We start from the raw sequence: 24,651 nt of genomic DNA, 5'->3' as shown, positions 1-24,651 counted from the left end.
CCCGGCGTTCGCCGGCCGCTACACCGCGTGCTCGGCCGACGGCACCGCGGGCTTCGAGGGACCGGGTTCGACGAAGCTGTACGGCGGCAGCGGCCCGTTGACGCGGACCTCCAGGTAGGGGTGGCTCTCGCGCAGCGCCTCCGCGGCCTCCAGGAAGCGTGCCGCGGAGTCGCGGTCGACCAGGAAGGACACGTTGGCCAGCCAGCCCGTGGACTCGGGGCCCGCCTCGACGTCGGCGGCCAGCGGCTCCAGCGCCTGCCGCACCTCCGCCGCGTCGGTGGCCTCACGGGCCTTGACCGCGGCCGCCACCATCTCGCCGAGCTGGAGCTTCTGCTCGTAGGTGCCGCCGCCGGCCTGGCGGTTGGCCTCGGCCATCCCGCGCAGTTCGGGGCTATCGGCCATCACCTGGTGCAGGACCGCCTCCTCGACGTGGGAGGCCTTCACGTTGTACTCGACCTTGTTGTCGAGGGCCGCCAGCCGCTCCCTGTAGTGCTCCAGGCGCTCGGCGAGCACGCCGGTGACGGCGCTGTCGTCGGGGGCGACGCTCCCGAAGCGCATGGGCAGCACGCACCCCTCGGCGCCCGCCTCGGCGAGGACGTTCTGGTGGGCGAGCAGGTCCTTGCGCTTGGGCCGCAGATTCTCCGGGGCATCGCTGACGATCGCCGCGAGGTCGCCCTCCGTGAGCACCCGGATCTGCATCGGCGGGTCGCCCACACCGCCCAGGCCCTCCGGGAGGGCCGGGTGGGAAGCGGCGGTGATGCCGTAGACGTACGTGCTCACTCCTGCTCCTCCTTACGGCTGCGCGAGGCGGTGGACTTGCGGGCACGCGGCCGCGACTCGGTCTCGCCCTCCTCGCGGGCCTGCTTGAAGGCGCCCGAGATGGTCTCGGCGGCGCCGGACAGGGCGCCCTTGGACTTGCCGCGCGCGCCGGACTCGGTGACCTCGCCGACGATCTCCGGCAGCCCCGGGCTCTTGCGCGGGCCGGCCTCCAGGTCGAGGCGGTTGCACGCCTCGGCGAAGCGCAGATAGGTGTCGACGCTCGCGACGACGACACGTATGTCGATCTTGAGGATCTCGATACCGACCAGGGAAACCCGCACGAACGCGTCGATGACGAGTCCCCTGTCGAGAACGAGCTCCAGGACGTCGTAGAGGCCGCTGGAGCCGCCTCCGCCACCGGACTGCTGTGCCGGGACAACGGTCATGCCGACCGCACCTCCTTGTCTCGCGGATGATGTTCTGGCTGTGCCGGGCTCAGCCCCGGCGATGTGCGTCGGCCCGTCCGCGCTCGTAGCGGCGAACGCGCCGGTAGCCGGTGAGCTGGCCCTGCGGGTCGAGCTCCACCTCGTAGCTGGCCATGAGGCTCATGGTGTCCGGCACCCGCTCCAGTTCGAGGACCTCGACCTCGAGCGACCAGCCGTCCTCCGTCTGCGTGAAGGACGAGACGCTCTCGGCGGTCATGCCCGTCAGCTCGGCGAGCTGGGCGCGCGCCTGACGCAGCACCTCCATCGGGCTCGGCCGGTCCGCCACGGTGTCGTCGTCCTCTCTGTGCTCCGGAGCGCTGTCGTCTTCCTGTGAAGACCGTGAAGTCTTCGTCTCCGATGTGTTCTTCGTGTTCGCCATGACCACCTCTCCTTCCGGGTGGCCTGAAGGTTGTTGGCCAAACCTTCACGAGGGCACGGGTCTGGGCCGCCGTACGGACATCACTGCGTACCGGCGGTACGTGTATCAGCCACGCGAGTCGGCGGGGCCGCGCCGGGCGGGGCGCCGGCGCGGGCCGCTCGTCACGGCACGACCGCCGTCTCCACCAGCAGTCGCGCCGAGGCGGCGATCGACTCGGCGTCGATGCCGGCGGCGTGCAGCTGCTCGTCCGGGCTCGCCGAGCCCGGCATCGTCCGCACTCCCAGCCGCACCAGACGGGGCACCGGCCGTCCGTCGGCGAAGGCCTCCGCGACCGCGTCGCCGAGGCCGCCCTCCTCGTGGTGGTCCTCCACCGTCAGCAGACAGCCGGTCTCCTCGGCCGCGCGCCGCAGCGTCTCCCGGTCCACCGGCTTGACCGAGTACAGATCGACGACCCTGACGGCGACGCCCTCACCGGCGAGCGCGTCGGCGGCCTTGAGCGCCTCGTGCACGGTGACGCCGGCCGCCACCACGGTGAGCCGGTCCCGGCCGGAGGAGCGCAGCACCTTGCTGCCGCCCACGGGGAACTCCTCGTCGGGCCCGTAGATCACCGGGCTCGCGCCGCGCGAGGTGCGCAGATAGCGGACGCCGTCCAGCTGGGCCATGGCCGCGACCAGGCGGGCGGTCTGGTTGGCGTCGCACGGGTACAGCACGGTGGAGCCGTGCACGGCCCGGAACATCGCCAGGTCCTCCAGACCCATCTGGGAGGGCCCGTCCTGTCCGATGGCCACGCCCGCGTGCGAGCCGACCAGGTTGATCCCGGCCCCGCTGATCGACGCCATCCGCACGAAGTCGTACGCCCTGGTCAGGAACGCCGCGAAGGTGGAGGCGTACGGCACCCGGCCGCGCGCCGCGAGGCCCACCGCGGCGGCGACGAGCTGCTGCTCGGCGATGTAGCACTCGAAGAACCGCTCGGGGTGCTCCTTGGCGAAGAACTCGGCCCGGGTGGAGTCGCTCACCTCGCCGTCGAGGGCGACGACGTCCTCGCGGGCGGTGCCGAGGGCGGCGAGCGCCTGCCCGTAGGCGTCACGGGTGGCGACGCCCTTGTCGGGGTCGCCCTTCTCCCAGCGCGGCAGGTCGAGGCGCCCGTCGGCGACGGCGTGCAGCAGCCGGGCGCTGGGCGGCGGCTGCACCCGCACGCGCAGGTCGCGGACCCCGCCGAGCTCCTCGATCGCCTCGTCGGCGTCCGGGAGCGGTTTGCCGTGCAGGCCCTCGCGGTCCTGGACGGCTTCGACGCCCTTGCCCTTCAGGGTGCGGGCGAGGATCGCGGTGGGCTGGCCCTTGGTGGAACGGGCCTCGCCGTAGGCGCGGTCGATGTCGTCCACGTCATGGCCGTCGACCTCGACCGTGTGCCAGCCGAAGGCCTGGAAGCGGCGCGCGTAGGCGTCGAGGTGGTGCCCGTGGCGGGTCGGGCCGCGCTGGCCGAGGCGGTTGACGTCGACGATGGCCACCAGGTTGTCCAGCTGCTCGTGGCCCGCGTGCTCGGCGGCCTCCCAGACCGATCCCTCGGCCATCTCGCTGTCGCCGCACAGCACCCACACCCGCGCCTCGGAGCGGTCCAGCCGCTTCACGGCGAGCGCGATGCCGACGCCGACCGGCAGCCCCTGCCCGAGCGAGCCGGTGGCGGTCTCCACCCAGGGCAGCCGGCGCGGGGTGGGGTGCCCTTCGAGCCGGCTGCCGAGCTTCCGGAAGGTGAGCAGCTCGTCGTCGTCCACGACCCCGGCCGCCTTGTAGGCGGAGTAGAGCAGTGGGGAGGCGTGGCCCTTGGAGAGGATGAAGCGGTCGTTGCCGGGGTGGTCGGGGCGGTCGAAGTCGTAGCGGAGGTGGTGGGCCAGCAGGACGGCCATGAGGTCCGCGGCGGACATCGAGGACGTCGGGTGCCCGGACTTCGCGGCAGCGGCGGCACGGACGCTGTCGACGCGCAACTGCTGTCCGAGTTCGGTGAGTTCGGCGGTGTCCATCGGGTCGCTGATCTCCTTCCCCGGGGTCGGGGGTGCGAGGGCTGTCGTTGGCTCCTGATATCTGCCGGGCCGCGGCCCCGCCGGGCTCACGCCCCCCGGCGGTTCACCACGGGCTCCTCACGAGCGGACCCACCACGGGCCCGAGCGGGTCGGCCGGCCGGGCTGGCTCTTGGCGGGCTGTCCGCCGGGCGGATTCCTGGCGGGTTCACCACGGGTTCCGCTGGGTGGGAACCGCCGGGCTGATTCATGGCGGGCTCACCGCCAGGCTGGCCCTTCGCGGTCTCGCCGCCCGGCTGGTGGTTGTGGGCTCGCCGCCGGGCGAGTTCCTGGCGGGCTCACCACCCGGCTGTCTTGTGGCGGCCTCGCCACCCGGCTGATTCTTCGCGGGCTCACGGCCCGGCTGGTTCCTGGCGGGCTCACCGCCATGCTGGTTCCTGGCGGGCCCACCGCCAGGCTGGTTCTTCGCGGGCCCACCGCCCGGCTGGTTCCTGGCGGGCTCACCGCCAGGCTGGTTCTTCGCGGGCTCACCGCCCGGCCGGTTCTTGGCGGGCCCACCGCCCGGCCGACTCTTCGCGGCCTCGCCACCCGGCTGATTCATGGCGGGTTCACCGCGGGTTCCGCTGGGTGGGGCGGTCGCCGGGCTGGTTCCTGGCGGGCTCGCCGCCCGGCTGGTTCTTCGCGGGGTCGCCGCCGGGCTGGTTCTTCGCGGGCTCGCCGCCCGGCTGGTTCCTGGCGGGTTCACCGCCCGGCTGGTTCTTCGCGGGCTCGCCGCCGGGCTGGTTCTTCGCGGGCTCGCCGCCCGGCTGGGGCTTCGTGGGGGTGCCGCCCGGCTGGGGCTTCGTCGGTGTGGGCTCGGCGGCGGCTTTGTCCTTCGGCGGCTGGCCGTCCGTCCCCGTGGGGCCGTCGTCGTTTCGCCGCTTCGCGGGCTCGTTCTTCACCGGCTCGGGTGTGGGTGAGGTGATCGTCCGGGTGGTGTCCTCACCACCGCCCCCGCCCGCGGCGCTCTCGACGGCGGTTCCGTCGGCCTGGGCCGGCTCGGGCTGCACCCGGCGCCGCGCGGGCTCGGTGCGCACCGGCTCGGGCGTCGGCGAGGTGATCGTCCGGGACGTGTCCTCGCCCCCGCCGCCACCCCTGGCCCGCGATCCGTCGCCGTGCGCGCTGTCGCCGTGCGCACCGCCACCGCCGGCGGCCCCGTGCGGCTCGCCTCCGGCCGGGGCCCGGACCAGCTCCGGCGAGGCGGTGTCCAGCGGCACCGCCCAGGAGCGGACCAGGCCCAACTGGACGCCCTGGCGCGGCAGTACGGCGTCCAGGAGCCAGTCGGCGGCGACCCGGACGCGGTTGCCGGGCATCGCGGCGAGATGGTAGCCGCGCGTCACCACGCCCGCCGGCAGCCCGGAGAGGTGGACGCCCAGCGGGTTCGCGGCGGCCTTGACCCCGCCGAGGTCGACGACGAAGCCCATGTCCTTGTGCCGGTAGGGCCGCAGCTCACGGCCGGTCAGCGAGGCGGCGACATTGTGCGCGGCCACCTTGCCCTGCCGCCAGGCGTGCTGCGCCGTCATCGGCGTGTACTGCCCGGGCTTCTCCAGATCGGGCACCGCGGCGGCGTCGCCGCAGGCGAACACCTCGGGCCGGCCCGGTACCTGCAGCGTCGGCTCGACCAGGAGCCGGCCGCGCTCCAGGGGCAGTCCGAGGGCCTCGACGAGCGGGTCGGGCCGGACGCCCACGCACCACACGAGGGTGTGGGTGTCGACGGACTCGCCGTCGGTCAGCAGGACCCCGTCACGGGTGGCCTCCTTCACGGAGGTGCCCATCCGGACGTCGACGCCCCGTCCGCGCAGCACGCTGTCGGCGGTGCGCGAGAGCCGCTCGTCCAGTTCGGGCAGGACGCGGTCGGCGATGTCGAGGAGCATCCAGCGCGGCCGTACGTCGTCGCGCAGCGGGCGCGAGCGCACCAGCGCGTCGGTGAACAGCTGCCCCTGCGCGGCGACTTCGGTGCCGGTGTAGCCGGCGCCGACCACCACGAACGTGCAGCGCGCCGCGCGCTCCTCGGGGTCGTCGGCGGTGTCCGCCAGCTCCACCTGCCGGGTGACGTGGTCACGCAGGTAGAGCGCCTCGGGCAGGCCGCGGAAGCCGTGCGCGTGCTCGGCGACGCCGGGGATGGGCAGCAGCTTGTTGACGCTGCCGGCGGCGAGCACCAGCCGGTCGTACTCCAGCGTGCCCCGGCGGCCCTCCGGGTCGGTGTAGTGGACGGCGCGCCCGTCGAGGTCGATGCGGCCCGCCTCGCCGAGCACCAGCCGCACGTCGGGCAGGGTGCCGGAGAGGGAGACGGTGACCCGGCGCGGTTCGAGGATGCCGGCGGACACCTGCGGCAGCAGGGGAAGGTACAGGAAGTAGTCGGTCGGGTTGAGCAGGGTGATGTCGGCCCGGCCCCGGGCCGCCCGCGCCAGGCTGCGGGCCGTCCGGTACCCGGCGAATCCGGCTCCGACGATCACGATGCGGGGTCGACTCACGGTTCGCCTCCGGTTGGGGACTCGTACGGTGGTACAAGGGCTTCCGCGTCCCCCTGGGCAGGGGGGCCAAACGTCGCCGGTGCGCGCGGTCGCGGTTTCCCGGCCGGGCGCCGGGTACCCGGACGGCCGACCCCCACCCACCCGCGGCCCACAAGCGGAGGTTCCCCCATGCCCGAGTACGGCTACTTCCTGTCCACCGAGGAACACGGCCCCGCCGACCTGATCGAACAGGCACGCATGGCCGAGCAGGCCGGATTCCAGGCACTGTGGATCTCCGACCACTACCACCCGTGGAACGACGCGCAGGGCCAGAGCCCGTTCGTGTGGTCGGTGATCGGCGCGCTGTCGGAGGCGGTGTCGCTGCCGATCGAGACGGCGGTGACCTGTCCGACGGTGCGGATGCACCCGGCGGTGGTGGCGCAGGCCGCCGCCACCGCGGCGGTGATGACCGAGGGCCGCTTCCGGCTGGGCGTCGGCTCGGGCGAGGCCCTCAACGAGCACATCCTCGGCGACGCGTGGCCGCCCGCGCAGGTGCGTCTGGAGATGCTGGAGGAGGCGATCCAGATCATGCGCCGGCTGTTCACCGGCGAGGAGGTCAGCCACCACGGCACCCACTACACGGTGGAGAACGCGCGCCTGTACACCGTCCCCGACCAGCCGGTGCCGATCGACATCTCCGGCTTCGGCCCGAAGGCGACGGCGCTGGCCTCCCGCGTCGGCGACGGCTACATCACGATGATGCCGGAGGAGTCGATGGTGGAGCAGTTCCGCAAGGGCGGGGGCGGCGGGAAGCCGGTCAGCGGCGGCACCAAGGTCTGCTACGGCGCGGACCGCGAGGAGGCTCTGCGCACGGCGCACCGGCTGTGGGCGAACGAGCTGCTGCCCGGCGAGCTGGGCCAGGTCCTGCCCACGCCGCGCCACTTCGAGCAGGCGCAGTCGCTGGTCACCGAGGACATGGTGCGCGAGAACCGGGTGTGCGGCGACGACGTCGACGAGCACGTCTCGGCGCTCACGGCGTTCGCCGACGCCGGCTTCGACCGGGTCTACGTCAACCAGATCGGCCCGGACCAGCGGGGCTTCTTCGACTTCTACCGTACGAAGGTGCTGCCGCAGCTGTCGTGAGGCGCCCCCCGACACCGCAGGCCGGGACCCCGCGACGGTGGGGTCCCGGCCTGCGGTGTGACGGCGGTGGTTCAGGCGGCGCGTGCCCGCCGGCGCAGTCCCGCCGTCACCGCCGCGCCGACGCCTGCGGCGAGCAGCCCGGCGCCGACCCGTCCACGGTTGCGGGAGGCCCATTCCTGCGGGCTGTGCCCGATCGCCTCGTCGTCGAAGCGGCCGTGGGCGCCGTGGTCGTGCCCGTGGGGGCCGTCGGCGGGCTCCCACAGGTTGCCGGGGCCTCGGGAGCCCCGGGTCCCGCCGTCCTCCTGCTGCGCGTCGAAGGCGGTGCGGGCCAGGTAGCGGTCGAGGAGGCCGGGGATCACGGCGTTGGCGACGAGGGCGGCCGCGGTGGAGCCGCCCACCCAGTACTCGCGTCGCCGCGCGTGCCCGGCGGCGTGCACGATCGCCCGGGCGGCGACCTCGGGCTGGTACACGGGCGCCACCGGGCGGGCACGGCCCGGCATCCGGTTCAGCACCCAGTCGAACTGCGGGGTGTTGAGGCCGGGCAGCTGCACCATCGTGGTCCGCACCCGGCTGCGGGAGTGCAGCAGCTCGCAGCGCAGGGACTCGTTGAACCCCTGGATGGCGTGCTTGGCCCCGCAGTACGCCGCCTGCAGGGGCACCCCGCGGTAGGCGAGCGCGGAACCGACCTGGACGATCGTGCCGCGGTCGCGGGGCAGCATGTGCCGCAGGGCGGCGCGGGTGCCGAACACGAAGCCCAGGTAGGTCACTTCCGTCACCCGGCGGAACTCGTCGGGGGTGATCTCGGTGAACGGGGCGAAGACGCCGGTGAAGGCGTCGTTGACCCATACGTCGATGCGGCCGTAGGCGTCGACGACCTGCTGCGCCGCGTCCTCGACCGCCTTGGCGTCGGCCATGTCGACGCTCACGGTCAGTGCCTCGCCGCCCGCCTGCTGCACTTCGTCGGCTGCCGCGGCGAGGCCCTCACGGCCCCGGGCCAGCAGGGCGACACGGTCGCCCCGGGCGGCGAAGGCGCGGGCGGTGGCCCGCCCCACTCCCCCGCTGGCCCCGGTCACCACGACGACCCTGCGTCCGTCGTCCGCCGCCGTCCTCCACGGTGCGCGCATCCTGCCTCACACCCCGTGGTGCGGGCCGTCGGGGCCGCCCTGACGGGGCACGTCGGGCGGGGTGGACGGCATCGGCGGGACGGACATGCCGAGACCGCCGGCGGGCGTGCCCACGGGCGGGGTGGCGAGGCCCGCCCCGGCGTCCGGGCGGCCGCTCGTGCGGCGGTGCGGGCGGGCGGCTTCGCGCAGCACGTACGCCAGCACACCGAGGATCGCCGCGGTGATCAGCGCGGCGGCCCAGTCGGGCAGCACGAGGGCGAAGGCCAGGCCCACGGCGAGGGAGACGGCGGCGCCCGCGTACAGGGCGAGGGCGCCGGACGAGGCGTACAGCACGGCCGTACGGCGCTGCTTGCGGGTCTGCTCGCGCACCTCCTCACGGATGGTCTCGCGTGCCACCTGCGCCAGCTCGTCGACCAGGTGCTTGTCCAGATGCTCCAGGTGATCCATGCGCTCCATCGGGCTCGGGTACCCGGGGTGTGCGGAGGATAACGCCGGGGAACGCCGGGGGGATCGGGTGAAGGCGCCTCGTCTGCGCCGCCGTCCCAACTACGCTCTCACGCATGGAGATTCTCGGAACGACGCTGCGGGTCTGCGTCGACGACCTGGAGGCCGCCGTCCCCTTCTACGAACGGCTCGCGAACGCCCCGGCGCTGCGTTTCGAGCGCGCCGGGGTGCAGGTCGCGGCGGTCGGCTGCTTCCTGCTGATGAGCGGGCCCGCCGCCGAGCTGGAGGTGCTGCGCAAGGTGGCGGCGACGATCGCCGTCACGGACGTGGACGAGGCCTACAAGACCCTCACCGACCTGGGCGCGAACATCCTGGCAGGCCCGGTGTCGACCCCGGCGGGCCGAAACCTCGTAGCCCGCCACCCCGACGGCACCCTCTACGAATACGTCGACCGCCGCCGGGGCTGACCGGGCGCGCGCCCGTTCATGCCCGTCCGAGGGCCGCGACGACGAGGTCCGCGAGCAGCGCCCCCGCCGTGCCCTCGGGGTCCAGATCGGGGTCGTAGATGGTCACGTTGAGGCCGGCGCAGCGCGGGGAGGCGAGCAACGGGCTCAGCAGGCCGACGAGTTCGTCCGGAAGCAGGCCGTCGGGGTCGGGGCTGTCGACGGCGGGCATCACACTCGGGTCGAGCACGTCGGCGTCCAAGTGCACCCAGAACCCGTCCAGTCCGGGGATCTCGAAGGACTGGGCGGTGGCCCGGCCGACGGCCTCCGGCCCCTGTGCGCGCAGGTCACCCACCGTGAACACCGGCATCTTCAGCTCGACGAGTTCGGCGCGGTCGTCGGCGAACTCGTCGCGGATGCCGAAGAACCGCACGTCCTCGTCGCGCAGATAGGGCCCGAGGCCCTCCAGGTCGGTCAGGTCCTTCTGGCCCCGCCCGGTCGCGAGGGCGACCTCCTCGCCGCCCGCGGCGCCCACCCGGTCGGAGTTTCCGGGATGCCGAAAGTCCGGCGACGCGTCCACCGCGGCCAGACCGTAGCGGCCGATGCGGCGCAGCGCGAGGGACGAGCCGAGCCCGATCGAGCAGTCCCCGCCGAGCACCACGGGGAAGTCGCCGGCGCGCACATGGCGCTCGATCCGGTCGGCGAGCCTCACCGTGTAGGAGGCGAGGGCTTGCGCGTTGAAGACGCCGTCCCCTTCCCGCCAGTCGCCCCGGTCGTAACGCGGCGGGACGACCACCCCGCCCTCCAGGGCGCCCAGCCTCTGGACGATCCGCTGTTCGCGCAGCGCACCGGCGAGCTTGTGGCAGCCGGGGACGGTGCCGGGAGCGGGCGGGCGCAGGCCCAGGTTGCTGGGGGCGTCGAGCACGACGAGATTCCGCATGCGGGCATCCTCGCGGACGCCGGGGCATGCTCTCAACGGCGTTCTCGGGCGGGCGCGGATCTCATCTCCGCCGTCAGGGCCCAGCGCTGGTGGTCTCGCCAGGCGCCGTCTATGTGGATCATGCCCGGGGAGAAGCCCTCCAGGCGGAAGCCGCAGCTCTGGGCGAGGGCGATCGAGGCGGCGTTGCCGGGCTGGACGTTGATCTCCAGGCGGTGCAGCCGCATCGGGCCGAAGGCGTGGCCGACGACGAGGCCGAGTGCCTCGCGCATCAGTCCCCGCCCGGCAGCGTGCGCGAACGCCCCGTAGCCCAGCGCCCCGTTCTGGAAGGCGCCCTGAACGATGTTGTTGATGTTGACGAATCCGGCGATGGCCCCGTCGTCCTTGGTGCACACCAGGAAGCCGGCCTTCGAGGGGTCCTGGATCAGCCGGTCCGCGTAGGCGGTGTACCCGTCCGGGGTGTCCGGCGGGAACAGCCACGGGCGGTGCAGGTGGTGGCTCTCGCGGGCGCGGGCGGTGAACTCTGCGCCGTCCGCGTGGGTGAAGTGGCGTATGCCCACGCGGGGGCCCTCGGCGAGGTAGCGCGATGCGGTGTGCGGCATCCGGCCAGCGTAGTCAGCCGCGCCGCCGCACTGCGCGCCGACGACGGTCCCCCCGCCGCTCAGATCAGCGCGGGCTCGTCCAGGGTGAGTGTCCCGGCGTCGGCGTCCAGCTCGGCGCTCACGCCGAACGGCACGGTCAGCGCCCCCTCGCAGTGCCCGAAGCCCAGCTCCTCCACGACGGGCACCCCGAGTCCGCCCAGCCGGTCGGCGAGGACGGGGCGCAGCTTCTCGTAGGGGCCGCAGCCCTCCCAGGAGCCGAGGGCGACGCCGGCGACGCTGTCGAGCCAGCCGGTGCGCAGCAGCTGGGTGAGGGCGCGGTCGAGACGGTACGGCGGCTCCCCCACGTCCTCCAGCAGGAGCAGTCCGCCGCGCGCGCCGGCGCGGGTGTGCGGGGTGCCGTAGCCGGTGGCGAGGAGGGTGAGGCAGCCGCCCAGGGTGACGCCCCGGGCCCGGCCGGGGGCGAGGGCGGTGCCGGTGGAGGCGAGGACGCGGACGGTCTCCGGGGCGAACAGGGTGGCCCTGAGGTGGTCCTGGGCGCGGGCGTTCTTGATGAAGTCGACGCCGGCGGCGACGGGACCGTACAGGGTGACCAGGCCGAGGCGGACGGCGAACGCCTCCTGCAGGGCGGTGCTGTCGCTGAAGCCGATGAACAACTTGGGCCCGGCCGCCCGCATGGCGTCCCAGTCGAGCAGGTCGACGACGCGCTGCGCGCCGTAGCCGCCCCGTGCGCACATCACGGCGTCGACGGACGGGTCGCACCAGGCGCGCTGGAGGTCGGCGGCCCGGTCGGCGTCCTCGCCCGCGAGGTGGCCGAGGGTGCGGTGCCGGTCGAGGGCGTGGGGCGCGGCCACCGGGTCGAGGTCCCAGCCTCGCAGGACGTCGAGACCGGCCTGGAGCCGCTCCTCGGCCACGGGTCCGCTGGGGGCGACGACCGCCACCCGGGCGCCGGGGGCGAGCCGGGAAGGGCGTACGAGGTCGTTCACCGTGTGAGCTCCAGGGTCGGGATGCCGGGCGGGCGCAGCCCGAACACCTGAGCGTACAGCGAGAGCTCGGCCTCCAGGGCGCGCACCATGGTCTCCGCCCGCCGGAACCCGTGCCCCTCCCCCTCGAAGGCGAGGTAGGCGTGCGGGACGCCGCGGCCGGCGATGCGGGCCAGGAGGCGTTCGGCCTGGGCGGGCGGGCAGATCACGTCGTCGAGGCCCTGGAGCAGCAGGAACGGCACGCGGATCCGGTCGGCGTGCTCGACGGGCGAGCGTTCGGCGTACCGGGCGGGCACCTCGTCGAGCGGTCCGACGAGGGTGTCGAGGTAGCGGGACTCGAAGTCGTGGGTGCCGCCGGTCGCCCAGGCCGCGAGGTCCAGGACGGGGTAGACGATGGTGCCGCAGGCGTAGACCCCGGCGCCGGTGAGCGAGACGGCGGCGGTCCAGCCGCCCGCGCTGCCGCCGCGGATCGCCAGCCGGTCCCGGTCGGCGGTGCCCTCCTCGGCGAGGGCGAGGGCGACGGCCGCGCAGTCCTCGACGTCGACCACGCCCCACTGTTCGCGCAGCCGGTCGCGGTACTCCCGTCCGTAGCCGCTCGACCCGCCGTAGTCGACCTCGGCGACGCCGATGCCCCGGGAGGTGAAGTAGGCGGTCTCCAGGTCCAGTACGAGCGGGGAGCGGTCGGTGGGCCCGCCGTGCGCCCGGATGACGTACGGCGGCAGCTCGGCGCCCGGGGCGACGCACCCGGGGTTGTGCGGCGGGTACACGTGCGCGTGGACGTCGCGGCCGTCGGGTCCGGTGAAGGTGCGCAGTTGCGGTTCGGGGTAGTAGGCGGGGTCCACGGTGTCGTCGTGCGGCGCGCCGATCACCCGGGCCCTGCCGGTGCGGGTGTCGAGCTCCACCACCTCGTAGGCGCTGCGCGGGCTGGCGCCGACGGCGACGACGCGCTCGCCGTGCACGGCGAGGGTGGAGGCGAACTCGGTCCACGGCCCGGCCACGTCGACGACCTCGCCGCTCTCCGGGTCGAGGACGCCGAGCGCGGCGGCGCCCCGGCCGTGCACGACGGCGAGGAGACCGCCGGGAAGCGGCGCGAACCAGCGGTGTCCGAGCTTCCACAGCGGTCCGCCGAACTCCTCCTCGCGCGGGCAGACGGGCTCGTGGTCGCGGTAGACGTTCCACCAGCCGGAGCGGTCGCTGGTGTAGAGCAGGCGGCCGTCCGCGGACCAGTCGACCTGGGCGACGGACTCCTCGGGCCCGCCGGCGACCACCCGGGCGTCGTCGAGCGCGCCGTCCGCCCCGATGCCGGCGACGACGACGTCCGTGCCGTCCCACGGCATGTGCGGATGGTCCCAGGCGAGCCACGCGGCCCGCCGGCCGTCCGGAGAGATGCGCGCCCCGGTGACGAACCGCCGCCGGTCGTCGGTGAGTTCGCGTACGGCGCTCCGGTCCCCGGCGGCCGATCCGTCGAGCGGCACGGCGGCCAGGACCCGGCGCACGTCGGTGGGCCCGTCCCCGGTGAACTCCTCCAGCACGCACCACACTTCGCCCCGGTCGAGCAGCAACTGCGGTTCGGCCCAGCGCAGTCCGCCGCCCACCGGCGACAGCGGGGTCAGCGGCCGGGGCTCGCCGCCCGGCCGCCAGACGTACAGCCGCTGGTCGGCGAAGTGCGCGAACACCACCAGCGGTCGCCCTTCGTGGAGCGCGCCGGCCCAGGGCTGCCCGCCGTACTCGAGCACCCGGCTGCGCACGTTCCACGGCGCGGGCAGCACCGACTCCTCGGCGCCGTCGGCGCGCCGTCGGACCAGGGTGCGCCGGCCGCCCTCGGCGGGGCGGGGCGCCGTCCACCACACCTCGTCGCCGACGAAGCCGACGTACTCGGGCCGCCCGTCGTGCGCCGCGGCGAGCCGCGCGTCGAGCGGCGAGGGCCAGGAACCGTACGGCAGGATCTGCACGTCTCCCCCGCCCTCTCAGGCCGTGCGCAGGAAGCGGTCGAGGACGTCGACGCCGAAGTGGAGCGCCTCGACGGGCACCCGCTCGTCGACGCCGTGGAAGAGCGCCTGGTAGTCCAGCCCTTCCGGCAGTCTGAGGGGTGCGAACCCGTAGCCGGTGATGCCGAGCCGCGAGAACTGCTTGGCGTCGGTGCCGCCGGACATGCAGTAGGGCACCACGTGTCCTCCCGGCGCGAACTCCTCCACGGCGGCGCGCATCCGCGCGTACGTCGGCGAGTCCACCGGCGCCTGGAGGGCGACCGTGTGGTGCTGGAACTCCCAGTCCACGTCGGGGCCGGTCAGTTCGTCGAGGGTGGCGCGGAACTCGTCCTCGCCGCCCGGCAGATACCGCCCGTCGACATGGGCGACGGCCTCGCCCGGAATGACGTTGATCTTGTAACCGGCTTCCAGCATGGTCGGGTTGGCGCTGTTGCGGACGGTCGCCTCCACCAGCCTGGCGGCCGGCCCCAGCTTGTCCAGCAGGGCGTCCACGTCGTCGAGGCGGGCATCGACGCCGTACACGGCGGCCAGTTCGGTGAGCGCGGCCCGCACGGTCGGGGTCAGCCTGAGCGGCCACTCGTGCTCGCCGATCCGCGTGATCGCGGCGGACAGGCGGGTCACCGCGTTCTCCCGGTTGACCTTGGAGCCGTGCCCTGCGCGGCCACGGGCGGTGAGCTTCAGCCAGCCGGTGCCGCGCTCCCCCGCCGCGATCGGGTAGATCTCCCGGCCGCCGCCGTCGTGGAAGGTGAACGCGCCGGACTCGCCGACGCCCTCCGTGCAGCCCTCGAAGAGGTGGGGGTGCTCGTCGGCGAGGAAGCCCGAGCCGTCATCGGCGCTGGCCTCCTCGTCGGCGGTGAAGGCGACCACGACGTCACGCCGGGGCCGTACGCCCTCGCGGGCCCAGGCGCGCACCACGGCGAGGATCATCGCGTCCATGTTCTTCATGTCGACCGCGCCGCGCCCCCACACCACGCCGTCGCGGATCTCCCCGGAGAAGGGGTGCACGCTCCAGTCCGCGGCCTCGGCGGGCACCACGTCGAGGTGACCGTGGACCAGCAGCGCCTCCGCCGACGGGTCCGAGCCCTCGATGCGGGCGACGACGTTGGTCCGGCCCGGCGTGCGCTCCAGCAGCGTCGGCTCGAGTCCCGTCTCGGCGAGCAGGGCGGCCGCGTACTCGGCGGCGGGCCGCTCCCGGCAGTCCCCGCCGCCCCGGTTGGTGGTGTCGATGCGGATGAGGTCGGACGTGAACCGCACGACCTCGTCCCTCGCCTGCGCGTCAGCCATGCTGCTCCTCAGCCGTGTTGTTCCTCAGCCGTGTTCTGCCTCAGCCGTATTGTTCCTCGACCGCCGCCGAGGCGACCGTCGTGACCGCCTTGAACGTGCGGATGCCCTCGTACATGGTGCCGCTGGTGTACGCCACCTTGCGCTCCCCGATCCGCGCCACACCCGGCACCACCGTGGCGGCCATCGCCAGGTGTTCGGCGTCGAACTCCACCGCCACGGTGAACGGCCCCTCCTGGGAGGGCTCCTGACGGGCCGCCAGACGCGCGGCTTCCTTCGCCGCGGCCCGGATGTCGGCGGCGGTGCGGGCCGGCGTCCGGCACACGGCCGCGTACCGCGACACATGGTCCTTGACCGCCACCTTCAGCGCCTCGGGCGCGTACCCGAGGGCGTCCTCGCAGGCCACGTCGTCGCCCGTGACCAGCACCACGGGTACCCCGAACTCGGCGGCCACGCGCGCGTTCAGCAGCCCTTCACTGGCCCGTACGTCGTTCAGCCACACCCCGGTGATGGAGTTGGCGAGGTAGGTGTGCGCGAGGACGCCCTCCGCGCCGGCCCCGGCGTGGTAGCCGACGAAGGCGACGCCGTCCACGTCGCCGTGCTGGACGCCCTCCACCATGGACAGCGACTTGTGCCGCCCGGTGAGCATCTGGGCCCGCTCGTCGAGCTGTTCCAGGAGAAGGTTGCGCATGGTCCAATGGGCCTCGTTGACCAGGACTTCGTCGGCGCCGCCGTCGAAGAAGCCGAGGACGGCCGCGTTGACGTCCGAGGTGAACAGCGCCCGGCACCGCTCCCACTGCGGCGTCCCCGGCAGCACGTCGGCCGGCCAGGTGACACCGGTGGCGCCCTCCATGTCGGCGCTGATCAGGATCTTCATACCGGCATCCGCCCTTTCCGGGAAACGCCCCGAGCTTAACCGGTCCCTTTCTGCTCTGATCTACCTCGCACGCCGCTCACCGCTCACCTTCGACGAACGGGGAACCAGCCATGACCGGGCGCATACTCTCGCCGGAACGCTTCGAGGCGGACCGGCCGCGACTGCGGGCCGTCGCCCACCGCATGCTCGGCTCGCTCGCCGAGGCCGACGACGCCGTCCAGGAGACCTGGCTGCGGGCGTCCGCGGCCGACCTCGGCGAGGTGGAGAACGTCACCGCGTGGCTGACCACCGTGGTGGGCCGGGTGAGCCTGAACATGCTGCGCTCACGCAGGACGCGGCGCGAGGAGCCGCTGGAGGCCGCCGGCCTCGGGGCCGGCGCCGAACCCGGCGGCGATCCCGAGGAGGAGGCGCTGCTCGCCGACTCCGTGGGGGTGGCGCTGCTCGTCGTCCTGGACTCGCTGGGGCCGGACGAGCGGCTGGCGTTCGTCCTGCACGACCTGTTCGCGGTGCCGTTCGACGCGATCGCCCCGCTCATCGACCGCACCCCGGCGACGACCCGGCAGCTCGCCAGCCGTGCCCGCCGGCGGGTCAAGGGCACGACGCCGGCACCGGCCGGCTCGCAAGCCGCGTCCGCCGCCGACGCGCCCCGGCAACGGCAGGCGGTGGAGGCGTTCCTCGCCGCCACGCGCGGCGGCGACTTCGAGGCCCTGCTCGCGCTGCTGCATCCGAACGTGGTCCTCACCGCCGACCGGTTCGTCGTGCCGACGCCGGAGCCGGTCGAGGTCGTCGGCGCCCGCACGGTCGCGCAGGGCGCGATGACGGCGGCCGGCCGGGCCCGGTTCACCGGCCCCGCGCTGCTCGACGGCCGCGTCGGCCTGGTGCTGGCTCCGCACGGGCGGCTGCGGCTGGCCCTGCTGCTCACGGTCACCGACGAGGGGATCACCCGCATCGAGATCATCGCGGACCGCGACCGACTGGCCGGGATCGAGGTGGCGGTACTCGACGACTGAGATCGACCGGACGGACGGGCGCGGCGGCCGGGGGAATCCCGGCCACCGCACCCCGGATCCCGGCTCCGGCCGGAGCCCGCTCAGAACCAGCGCGCGGGAAGTCCCGGCCTGCGCCCGGGATCCGGCTCCGGCCGGAGCCCGCTCAGAACCACAGCGCGGAAAGTCCCGGCCCCCGCACCCCGAATCCCGGCCCCGGCCCGAGCCGCTCAGAACCAGAGCGCGCGGAGTCTCAGCCAACCGCGCCCCGGGTTCCGGCCCCGGTCGGGAGCCGCTCAGAACCAGAGCACCAGCGACGCGGCGGCCGGCGCGCCGTAGATCAGTGGGAACGGCAGGTGCGAGAACCAGCGGGCGCGCGCCACCGTGGCCGCGGCCCCGAGGAAGTACAGGACCAGCCCCGCCGCGGCCAGTACGCCGATCGCGGGCACCAGGAGCCCGGCCAGCAGACCGGCCGCGCCGGCGGCCTTTGCGACGCCCAGCCATGTCCACCAGGCGCGCGGCACGCCGTAGTCGGCGAGCGGCTTCACGGTCCACTCGGCGCCGAGCAGCAAGGACGCGGCCGAGAACCCGGCCAGGACGGCTCCCAGGACGGTGACGACGACATAGGCAGTGGACATGTCAGTGGCTCCTCATCGGGGTGTCGTGCTCGCTTCACCCCCCTGACACGCCGCGCCCCGGATGTGTGACAGCACCGGGACGGAACGCCACTGTGACCCCGCTCACGTCACGCGTCCCGCCAGCAGCCACCTCGACGGCAGCTCGATCCGGGTGCCGTCCGGGGTGAACTCGGTCGTGGTGAGCGGGAGTTCACCGGAAGCGAGGACAGTGAGGCCGGCGGCGGCCAGATAGACGGGCACGGCCTCGTCGGCGACCTCACCGGGGGCGATGCCGTGGCTCAGGACGGGGGCGAGCTTCGGGGGCGGTCCGGCGGGCCCGCCGGCCAGGTCCTCGAGGAGCGGCCGGGCCGTCTCCGACAGCTCGACGAGGAAGGCCCGGCCGGCGTCGCCGAGGAGGGCGGCGACACCGTCCACCAGCGGCTGGCGGTCGTCGGGCTCGCACTGGTGCAGTACGCCCCTCATATAGACGTTCGCGTCGCCGAGTTCGGCGTGCAGTGCCTCGGCCTCGCCCTGGGCGGCCGCGTCCAGCCGCCGGTACGCCGCCCGTCCGGCGGGGTCGGCGCGCCGGGCGTGGTCGAGGGCGGCGTCGGCCAGGTCGACGCCGATCACCCGCGGGAAGCGGTCGGCCAGGAAACGCGTCTGGGTGCCGTTGCCGCAGCCGAGGTCGACCAACGGCAGGGCGGCGTCGAGGAGTCGGGGCTCGAAGAAGGCGAGGTGGTGGGCGGAGGTCACCGCGGGGTCCGCGTCCCAGAACACCCCGCCCGGCGTCGTCGGGGCCGCCCGCCAGAACCCCTCCCAGGAGTCCCGGTACCGACTCGTCACGCTCATGCCCAACTCCCCTTCGCGCGACGCCGTTCCGGCGTCACCCTCGTTCAGCGCCCCGGCGGCGTCGGCGCGCACCGGACGAACTTCCCGGCGGCCGTGCGGCTGGAGCCGCGCCCCCGGGCCGGCGCGCTCACCACGCGGCGCCTCCGGCCCGTGCCCCGCGCCGCTGCACACCCCAGTCGGGGGTGACGGGCACCCGGTCGTTCCGGCTGAACTCCAGGACGGGGTAGCCGAGTTCGAGGACCTGGGCGACGATGCGGGCGCTGTCGCCGACGCTCATGCCGGGCAGGATCCCGGGCAGCCGGCGGGCGAGTTCCCCGGCGCCGGGGACGTCGGTGTGCAGGGCGAAGGCGGGGGCGACGCATTCGACGGTCCGCCGGTCCGGCTCCTGCCGCCGGTCCAGGCTCTCCGCGTCGGCGGCCAGCACGAGCAGCCGCTCGGACCCCGGGCCGACGAGGGGGTACGCCCACCACAGGACGTCGACCCGGCCTCTGGCCCCCGTCCCGCCCCGCTCGGGCACGGTCAGCCGGGCCCGCCCGGCGGCCGGGTGGCTCAGCGCGCCGTCGAGAGAGGCGTCATCGGCGCGGGAGGCCGGGCCCTCGTAGGGAAGGTCCTCGTCCACCTCGGGGAGCGCCCCGGAGACGGGGAGCAGGTCGATCGCGGGCCGGCCGATCGCCTCGTCCGCGGCGACGCCGAAGAGCTCGCGGGCGGAGCTGCTCCAGTGGGCGACGAAGCCGCCCCGGTCGACGACGACCACGGCGAGCGGGATGCGCGCGACGCCCAAGGGGCCGCCCTCCGAAGGCCCGTCCGGTGGACCGGCGTCGGCGCCACGGCTGGGAGGTGCGTGCCTCTCGGTGCCGCGGTCCATGGCCCAGGCCCTCCCGGAGCTGCGCAAGATCTGTTCCGAAGGCACCACCGTACGGCGCGGGCCGCTCGCGATGTGCGTCATTTCTGTAATTGGTTTCACTGCCGAGCCGCCGGGGAAGTCCCCCGCCCGGCGCACCGCCGGAGCCGGCGTGACCGCAGGTCACGCCTGGAATCCAGGGCCCTGGAACGACACGACGGCCAAGGGCCGCCGGGTCCTTGGCCGTCGCGGTGACAGCGTGTCCTACTTCTCGACCTCGGTGGCGAGGTTGGCGAGAATCGCGTCGTAGATCCGGCCGAGACCCTTGGGCGCGAAGGTCCTCTCGAAGAAGCCGCCGATGCCGCCGGCGCCGGTCCAGGTGGTCGTCACGACGACCCGGGACCTGCCCTCGCCGGCCGGGGTGACGCGCCAGACGGTGACCATGGAGGAGTTGCGGTCCTTCTCGACCAGCTCGCCGTCGGTGGGCTCGGTGACCTCCAGGAGGCAGTCGCGGACGCGCTTGCTGGTGGCCTGGAGCTTCCAGTGCACGAGGGTGCCCTCGCCGTCGCCGCCCTCGTGCACCTTGTACTCGCTGAAGTGCTCGGGCAGCAGCTTCCCGCGCGTGCCGCTGTAGTCGGCGATCGTGTCGAACACCGTCTCCGGGTCCGCCGCGACGACCCGCTCCGTGGTGGCTTCGACCTGCGCCATGGGTTCCTCCAGGTCCTTGTTGCTCAGGGCTGAACAGGGGTTTCCTCAGCTTCGGGGCAAGCCAACCACCCCGCTGTCCGGCCGCCAAATCGGGGCACCGGAAGCGGTCGCCGGCCGGTCGGAAAGCACCCTCGCACGATCATGGGAACACATGTTCTATTGTGGGCCCAGTGCTACCGAGGAGGCGTCATGCGCTGGGAGAACCTCACCGTGGAGTCCCGCCACGACCGCGCGGCGGACGCCGCCCTGTTCGGCGCGGACGCGGTCACCACCAGGACGTTCGACACGCCCGAGTTCCGTGGGATCACCTTCCACGAGATCCGCGCCCGTTCGATCCTCAACCGGGTGCCGGGCGCCTCCCGCATGCCGTTCGAGTGGACGGTGAACCCCTACCGGGGCTGCACGCACGCGTGCGTCTACTGCTTCGCCCGCAAGACGCACAGCTATCTGGACCTGGACACCGGCATCGGCTTCGACACCCAGATCGTCGTCAAGGTGAACGCGCCCGAACTGCTGCGCCGGCAGCTGGCATCGCCCCGCTGGCAGGGCGAGCACGTGGCGATGGGCACCAACGTCGACTGCTACCAGCGCGCCGAGGGCCGCTACCGGCTGATGCCGGGCATCCTCTCCGCGCTGCACGAGCGGGCCAACCCCTTCTCGATCCTGACCAAGGGCACGCTGATCCTGCGCGACCTCGACCTGCTGCGGCAGGCGGCCGAGGTGACCGACGTCGGCGTCTCCGTGTCGGTCGGCTTCGTCGACACCGAGCTGTGGCGCACCGTCGAGCCGGGCACCCCCGCGCCGGAACGGCGGCTGGACGTCGTACGCACCCTCAGCGAGCACGGCATCGGCTGCGGGGTGCTGATGGCGCCGGTGATCCCCTTCCTCGGTGACGAGCCGGCCCAACTGCGGTCCACGGTAAGGGCGATCGCGGAGGCCGGCGCGACCTCCGTCACCCCGCTGGCCCTGCATCTGCGCCCCGGCGCCCGCGAGTGGTTCATGGCCTGGCTCGGGCAGCACCACCCGCACCTGGTGTGCCGCTACGAGCGGCTGTACGCGGAAGGGGCCTACGCGCCGAAGTGGTACCAGCGCCGGATCACCCGTCAGGTCCACGACTTGGCCGAGGAGTACGGGATCGGTCCCACGCGCGCGGGGATGCCGCGCCGGATCCGGCCGCCCGAGCCGGTCGAGGAGCCGGAGCCGTCCGGCCCCACCCAACTCACCCTGATCTGAGCCTCTTCGGAGCGATCCCGAACGAATCCGGAACCGATCACTTCGAACTGAGTGCGTTCGAGGGCATCCGGCGACCCGATCGGGTCAAGAATCGCCGGAACGGGCTCCAGTGATCCCTCTTTCCGGGACGATGCGCCGAGGGCCGTGACCCACGCGGTCCCTCGACCTCCGTCCTGGGAGGACCCATGAGAAAACGCGCAGCCGTGCTGTGCGGAGCCGCCGCCGTCGTGGCCGGGACGATCACCGCCGCGCCCGCCGACGCGAGCCCCACGCACCCCGCGCGCACCGCCCCGGCGACCCGGATCGCCTGGAAGGCCTGCGGCACCGCCGACTCCCCGACACTGCAGTGCGCTTCCCTGAAAGTGCCGCTCGACCACGCGAGGCCCTACGGCGAGAAGATCACGATCGCCCTGTCCCGCGTCCCGCACACCGCGAAGAAGTACCAGGGACCGCTGCTGGTCAACCCCGGCGGCCCCGGCGGCAGCGGGCTGGCCCTCGCCGGGTTCGTCGCGTCGTCGCTGCCGAAGGCGGTGGCAGCCCAGTACGACGTCATCGGCTTCGACCCGCGCGGGGTGGGCAAGAGCACGCCCGCGCTGAACTGCGCGCCGGGCCACTTCAAGCCGGTCCGCCCGGACTCGCTGCCGGCGACCGCCGCGGTGGAGCGGGCGAATCTGCGGCGCGCCGAGGGCTTCGCCGCGGCCTGCGGGAAGAAGTACGCCCGCCTGCTGCCGTACATCGACACCCTCAGCGCCGTACGGGACATGGACGCAGTCCGCGACGCCCTCGGCGCGCCGAAGCTGAACTACTTCGGCTACTCGTACGGCACTTACCTGGGCGCGGTCTACGCCAAGCTCTACCCCCAGCGGGTGCGGCGGCTGGTCCTCGACTCGATCGTCGACCCCACCGGCGTGTGGTACGAGGACAACCTGGCGCAGGACCACGCCTTCAACGACCGCCACCGCGCCCTCATGGCCTGGATCGCGAAGCACGACGCCACGTACAAGCTGGGCACGGACCCCGCGAGGATCGAGGCGAAGTGGTACGGGATGCGGGCGGCGCTGGCGAAGCGGGCGGCCGGCGGCAAGGTGGGCGCCGCGGAGCTGGAGGACACCTTCCTGCCCGGCGGCTACTACAACGGCTACTGGCCCCGCCTCGCCGCGGCGTTCGCCGCGTACGTCAACGGCAAGGACACCGGCCCGCTGGTCAAGGCGTACGAGACCCTCGCCGCGGTGGACGCCTCGGGCGACAACGGCTACAGCGTCTACACCGCGGTGCAGTGCCGTGACGCCGACTGGCCGCGCTACTGGAGCCGGTGGCGCGCGGACAACTGGGCGGCGTACCGGAAGTCGCCGTTCATGACCTGGAACAACGCCTGGTACAACGCGCCGTGCGCGTTCTGGCCGACCCGCTCGCTGGGGCCGGTGAACATCATGAACGGCAAGCTGCCGCCAGTCCTGCTGTTCCAGGCGACGGACGACGCGGCCACGCCGTACGAGGGCGGCGCGACGGTCCACGCGCTGCTGCGCGGGTCCAGCCTCGTCGTCGAGCGGGGCGGCGGCAACCACGGCATCACGCTGAGCGGGAACGCCTGCCTGGACAAGCATCTCGCGGCCTATCTCACCGACGGCACCGTGCCGCGCGGCGTCGGCGGGGTGGACGCGGTGTGCGCGGCGCAGCCCGACCCCACACCGCTGGCAGCGAAGGCCGCTTCGGGCACGGCCCGCGGTTCCACCCTGCACGGGCTGCTCGGCTTCCGCGGCTGACCACCCGCCCACCCTGTCGGGGGCACTGTCAGGCTCATGGTCCAGGATGACACCATGAGCGATCTGACACGGATTCACGCCCCCGACGGGGTCGCCGCGGCCGCGCAGTACTCGCATGTGGTGCTGGGCACGGGCCGGTTCGTGGCCGTCTCCGGCCAGCTCCCCCTCGACGAGGACGGCCGCCTGGTGGGCGAGGGCGACCCGGCGGCCCAGGCCCGCCAGGTCTTCGAGAACCTGCGGCGCTGCCTAGCCGCCGCCGGCGCGGACTTCGACGACGTCGTCAAACTCACCTATTTCGTCACGGACATGGCGCACCTGCCGGCGATCCGCGCGGCCCGCGCCGCCCACATACCCGACGACCGGCTCCCGGCCTCGTCGGCCGTGCAGGTCGCCGCGCTGGTGCGCCCCGAGTTCCTGATGGAGATCGAGGCCTACGCGGTGGTGTCCGAGTGACCTCCGCGGTGGTGCGCCCGATGGCGCTCGGCGACTGTGAGCGGGTCTCCGAGATCCGGATCCGGGGCTGGCAGAGCGCCTATCGGGGATTGATGCCGCAGTCCCACCTCGACGCGCTCGACGTGGGTGAGGACGCCGAGCGGCGGCGCACCTGGTTCGCGCAGGCGGACGGCAGTGTGCGCAACCTGGTCGCCGAGCGGGACGGGCGCGTCGTCGGCTGGGCCGTCCACGGGCCGTACCGGGACGGCGAAGTGCGCACGGACGACGGCGAGTTGTACGCGATCTACGTGGACCCCGAGCACCACGGCGAGGGTCTGGGCCGGGCGCTGCTTGAGGCGTCCCTGCGGGGGTGTGCCGCCGACGGGCGCCGGCTGGTGCGGCTGTGGGTGTTGAAGGGGAACTCCCCCGCCCGCCGCTTCTACGAACGGGCGGGCTTCCACGCGGACGGCGCCGAGGAGCCCTTCGAGGTGGACGGCGTCGAGGTCCCGGAAGTCCGGTACACCAAGCCCTTGACGCGATGACCGCGCCCTGATCGGACGCTCATGGCGCAACGCCCCCTCAGCGTTGCCGGGGGATGCGGGCCAGGGCGCCGGCCGCCGCCGCCGCGAGGGCCGGGTGGGCCAGGGCGTCGTTGAGGACGGGGCGGGCTCGCGTGTCGCCGAGGGCGCCCAGCCCCTCCACGCACGCGAGGGCGACCCGGCGGTAGGGGTCGTGCGGGCGCAGCCGGCGTTCCAGGGTGGTGATCAGCGCGGGCACGGACTCGGGGGCACGCAACTCCACCAGCAGCCTCACCGGTTGCAGTGCGTAGGCGATCCGTAACTCGTTGGTGGCGAGGGTGGCCGCCGCGCGGGCGGTGCGGGGGTCGCCGAGGCGGGCCAGCGCGTGCGCGGCGCCGGCGCAGCGCGGCGGATCGCGGTGGTTGAGCAGCAGGACGAGCGCCTCGAAGGCCCGCCGGTCGCCCGCGATCCCCAGCCGGAACGCGGCCAGTTCCCTCGCCCACAGCGGCTGCCCGGCGGCGGTGAGCACCGCGGCGAGCTCGTCGTGGTCACCGGTGCGCACGAGCCGCTCGAAGGCGGCATCGCCTCCCGACTCCCGCCGTAAGCGTTCCGTGAGCGATCGCAACTCCCCGTCCATGAAGGCGAGCTTAGGACCATCAGGGGGCCGCGTCGGGACGTATGTCACAAAGTCGAGGTCTGGCGCGCTCGTTACCCGGCAGTTAAGCTCAGACGAGCGAGTTACCCACTCGCACAAC

General features: G+C 73.8%; 24 protein-coding genes and 1 pseudogene. 7 read left to right on the top strand and 18 right to left on the bottom strand.

The window, feature by feature from the left end:
* Positions 1-18: 18 nt before the first annotated feature.
* The 5 genes from ACFYXA_RS02755 to ACFYXA_RS02735 all read right to left on the bottom strand — a co-directional run bounded on the left by ACFYXA_RS02755 (position 19) and on the right by ACFYXA_RS02735 (position 6,151).
* The gene (locus ACFYXA_RS02755; protein WP_389027645.1) at positions 19-780 is read right to left on the bottom strand and encodes a GvpL/GvpF family gas vesicle protein; all 762 of its coding nucleotides are present in this window, start codon (positions 778-780) and stop codon (positions 19-21) included.
* Positions 777-1,205, bottom strand: coding sequence for a gas vesicle structural protein GvpA (locus ACFYXA_RS02750; RefSeq protein ID WP_351092886.1), 429 nt, complete (start codon positions 1,203-1,205; stop codon positions 777-779). The genes ACFYXA_RS02755 and ACFYXA_RS02750 overlap by 4 nt, the downstream gene beginning before the upstream one ends.
* Before the next feature lie 49 nt (positions 1,206-1,254).
* The gene (locus tag ACFYXA_RS02745) at positions 1,255-1,623 is read right to left on the bottom strand and encodes a gas vesicle protein (RefSeq protein WP_351092884.1); all 369 of its coding nucleotides are present in this window, start codon (positions 1,621-1,623) and stop codon (positions 1,255-1,257) included.
* Positions 1,624-1,784: 161 nt separating this feature from the next.
* Positions 1,785-3,641: a transketolase gene (locus ACFYXA_RS02740; protein WP_389027643.1), complete on the bottom strand. Its 1,857-nt coding sequence runs from the start codon at positions 3,639-3,641 to the stop codon at positions 1,785-1,787.
* 605 nt (positions 3,642-4,246) lie between these two features.
* Positions 4,247-6,151 carry an FAD-dependent oxidoreductase gene (locus tag ACFYXA_RS02735; protein WP_389027641.1) on the bottom strand — a complete coding sequence of 635 codons (1,905 nt, stop codon included), beginning with the start codon at positions 6,149-6,151 and terminating at the stop codon, positions 4,247-4,249.
* 168 nt (positions 6,152-6,319) lie between these two features.
* Between ACFYXA_RS02735 and ACFYXA_RS02730 the strand changes: the two genes are divergently transcribed.
* Positions 6,320-7,273, top strand: coding sequence for a TIGR03557 family F420-dependent LLM class oxidoreductase (locus tag ACFYXA_RS02730; RefSeq protein WP_389027639.1), 954 nt, complete (start codon positions 6,320-6,322; stop codon positions 7,271-7,273).
* A gap of 71 nt (positions 7,274-7,344) precedes the next feature.
* Here the strand turns inward: ACFYXA_RS02730 and ACFYXA_RS02725 are convergent, their stop codons facing one another.
* A complete protein-coding gene (locus ACFYXA_RS02725; protein ID WP_389027637.1) occupies positions 7,345-8,397 on the bottom strand; it encodes an SDR family oxidoreductase in 1,053 nt (350 codons plus the stop codon).
* A gap of 6 nt (positions 8,398-8,403) precedes the next feature.
* A complete protein-coding gene (locus ACFYXA_RS02720; protein ID WP_389027635.1) occupies positions 8,404-8,853 on the bottom strand; it encodes a phage holin family protein in 450 nt (149 codons plus the stop codon).
* A 104-nt stretch (positions 8,854-8,957) separates the two neighbouring features.
* Here ACFYXA_RS02720 and ACFYXA_RS02715 point away from each other — a divergent pair, with 104 nt between their 5' ends.
* Positions 8,958-9,308: a VOC family protein gene (locus ACFYXA_RS02715; protein WP_358799009.1), complete on the top strand. Its 351-nt coding sequence runs from the start codon at positions 8,958-8,960 to the stop codon at positions 9,306-9,308.
* A gap of 16 nt (positions 9,309-9,324) precedes the next feature.
* On the opposite strand, the gene ACFYXA_RS02710 is transcribed toward ACFYXA_RS02715, so the two are convergent.
* The 6 genes from ACFYXA_RS02710 to ACFYXA_RS02685 are packed head-to-tail and all read right to left on the bottom strand — an operon-like array spanning position 9,325 to position 15,949.
* Entirely contained in the window at positions 9,325-10,224 is a 900-nt protein-coding gene (locus ACFYXA_RS02710) for an arginase family protein (RefSeq protein ID WP_389027632.1), read from the bottom strand.
* A gap of 32 nt (positions 10,225-10,256) precedes the next feature.
* Positions 10,257-10,823 carry a GNAT family N-acetyltransferase gene (locus ACFYXA_RS02705; RefSeq protein WP_389027629.1) on the bottom strand — a complete coding sequence of 189 codons (567 nt, stop codon included), beginning with the start codon at positions 10,821-10,823 and terminating at the stop codon, positions 10,257-10,259.
* Positions 10,824-10,882: 59 nt separating this feature from the next.
* Positions 10,883-11,806 (bottom strand): LD-carboxypeptidase, encoded by a 924-nt coding sequence (locus ACFYXA_RS02700; RefSeq protein ID WP_389027627.1) that lies wholly within the window; start codon positions 11,804-11,806, stop codon positions 10,883-10,885.
* Positions 11,803-13,755, bottom strand: a complete 1,953-nt coding sequence (locus tag ACFYXA_RS02695) for a prolyl oligopeptidase family serine peptidase (protein ID WP_352249868.1) — start codon at positions 13,753-13,755, stop codon at positions 11,803-11,805. Before ACFYXA_RS02695 ends, ACFYXA_RS02700 begins: the two co-directional genes overlap by 4 nt.
* Before the next feature lie 15 nt (positions 13,756-13,770).
* Positions 13,771-15,075 carry a M20/M25/M40 family metallo-hydrolase gene (locus tag ACFYXA_RS02690; RefSeq protein WP_389027624.1) on the bottom strand — a complete coding sequence of 435 codons (1,305 nt, stop codon included), beginning with the start codon at positions 15,073-15,075 and terminating at the stop codon, positions 13,771-13,773.
* A gap of 40 nt (positions 15,076-15,115) precedes the next feature.
* A complete protein-coding gene (locus ACFYXA_RS02685) occupies positions 15,116-15,949 on the bottom strand; it encodes a M55 family metallopeptidase (RefSeq protein ID WP_389027622.1) in 834 nt (277 codons plus the stop codon).
* Positions 15,950-16,059: 110 nt separating this feature from the next.
* On the opposite strand from ACFYXA_RS02685, the gene ACFYXA_RS02680 reads away from it, so the two are divergent.
* A complete protein-coding gene (locus ACFYXA_RS02680; protein WP_389027620.1) occupies positions 16,060-16,959 on the top strand; it encodes a sigma-70 family RNA polymerase sigma factor in 900 nt (299 codons plus the stop codon).
* 272 nt (positions 16,960-17,231) lie between these two features.
* Here ACFYXA_RS02680 and ACFYXA_RS02675 read toward each other — a convergent pair whose 3' ends face one another.
* The 4 genes and pseudogenes from ACFYXA_RS02675 to ACFYXA_RS02660 all read right to left on the bottom strand — a co-directional run bounded on the left by ACFYXA_RS02675 (position 17,232) and on the right by ACFYXA_RS02660 (position 19,950).
* Entirely contained in the window at positions 17,232-17,573 is a 342-nt protein-coding gene (locus ACFYXA_RS02675; protein WP_358799018.1) for a DoxX family protein, read from the bottom strand.
* Between the two features lie 102 nt (positions 17,574-17,675).
* On the bottom strand, positions 17,676-18,401 hold the full coding sequence (locus ACFYXA_RS02670) for a class I SAM-dependent methyltransferase (protein WP_389027618.1): 726 nt from the start codon (positions 18,399-18,401) through the stop codon (positions 17,676-17,678).
* Between the two features lie 148 nt (positions 18,402-18,549).
* Positions 18,550-19,266, bottom strand: a pseudogene (locus ACFYXA_RS02665) (PAS domain-containing protein); the annotation flags it as partial.
* A 240-nt stretch (positions 19,267-19,506) separates the two neighbouring features.
* On the bottom strand, positions 19,507-19,950 hold the full coding sequence (locus ACFYXA_RS02660) for an SRPBCC family protein (protein ID WP_352249856.1): 444 nt from the start codon (positions 19,948-19,950) through the stop codon (positions 19,507-19,509).
* A 189-nt stretch (positions 19,951-20,139) separates the two neighbouring features.
* Between ACFYXA_RS02660 and ACFYXA_RS02655 the strand changes: the two genes are divergently transcribed.
* The 4 genes from ACFYXA_RS02655 (at position 20,140) to ACFYXA_RS02640 (ending at position 23,920) form a co-directional block, all read left to right on the top strand.
* Positions 20,140-21,183 (top strand): Rv2578c family radical SAM protein, encoded by a 1,044-nt coding sequence (locus ACFYXA_RS02655; protein WP_389027615.1) that lies wholly within the window; start codon positions 20,140-20,142, stop codon positions 21,181-21,183.
* Positions 21,184-21,368: 185 nt separating this feature from the next.
* On the top strand, positions 21,369-22,946 hold the full coding sequence (locus ACFYXA_RS02650) for an alpha/beta hydrolase (protein ID WP_389027613.1): 1,578 nt from the start codon (positions 21,369-21,371) through the stop codon (positions 22,944-22,946).
* A gap of 54 nt (positions 22,947-23,000) precedes the next feature.
* On the top strand, positions 23,001-23,399 hold the full coding sequence (locus ACFYXA_RS02645; protein ID WP_352249850.1) for a RidA family protein: 399 nt from the start codon (positions 23,001-23,003) through the stop codon (positions 23,397-23,399).
* Positions 23,396-23,920, top strand: coding sequence for a GNAT family N-acetyltransferase (locus ACFYXA_RS02640; protein WP_352249848.1), 525 nt, complete (start codon positions 23,396-23,398; stop codon positions 23,918-23,920). Before ACFYXA_RS02645 ends, ACFYXA_RS02640 begins: the two co-directional genes overlap by 4 nt.
* 37 nt (positions 23,921-23,957) lie before the next feature.
* On the opposite strand, the gene ACFYXA_RS02635 is transcribed toward ACFYXA_RS02640, so the two are convergent.
* Complete coding sequence (locus ACFYXA_RS02635) at positions 23,958-24,533, bottom strand: adenylosuccinate lyase (protein WP_351335926.1); 576 nt, start codon at positions 24,531-24,533, stop codon at positions 23,958-23,960.
* Positions 24,534-24,651: the final 118 nt, after the last annotated feature.

The organism is Streptomyces sp. NPDC002566 (assembly GCF_042889585.1).
In the GTDB taxonomy this organism is placed as follows: Bacteria; Actinomycetota; Actinomycetes; order Streptomycetales; family Streptomycetaceae; genus Streptomyces.
This window is presented reverse-complemented; position numbering and strand designations above follow the sequence as displayed.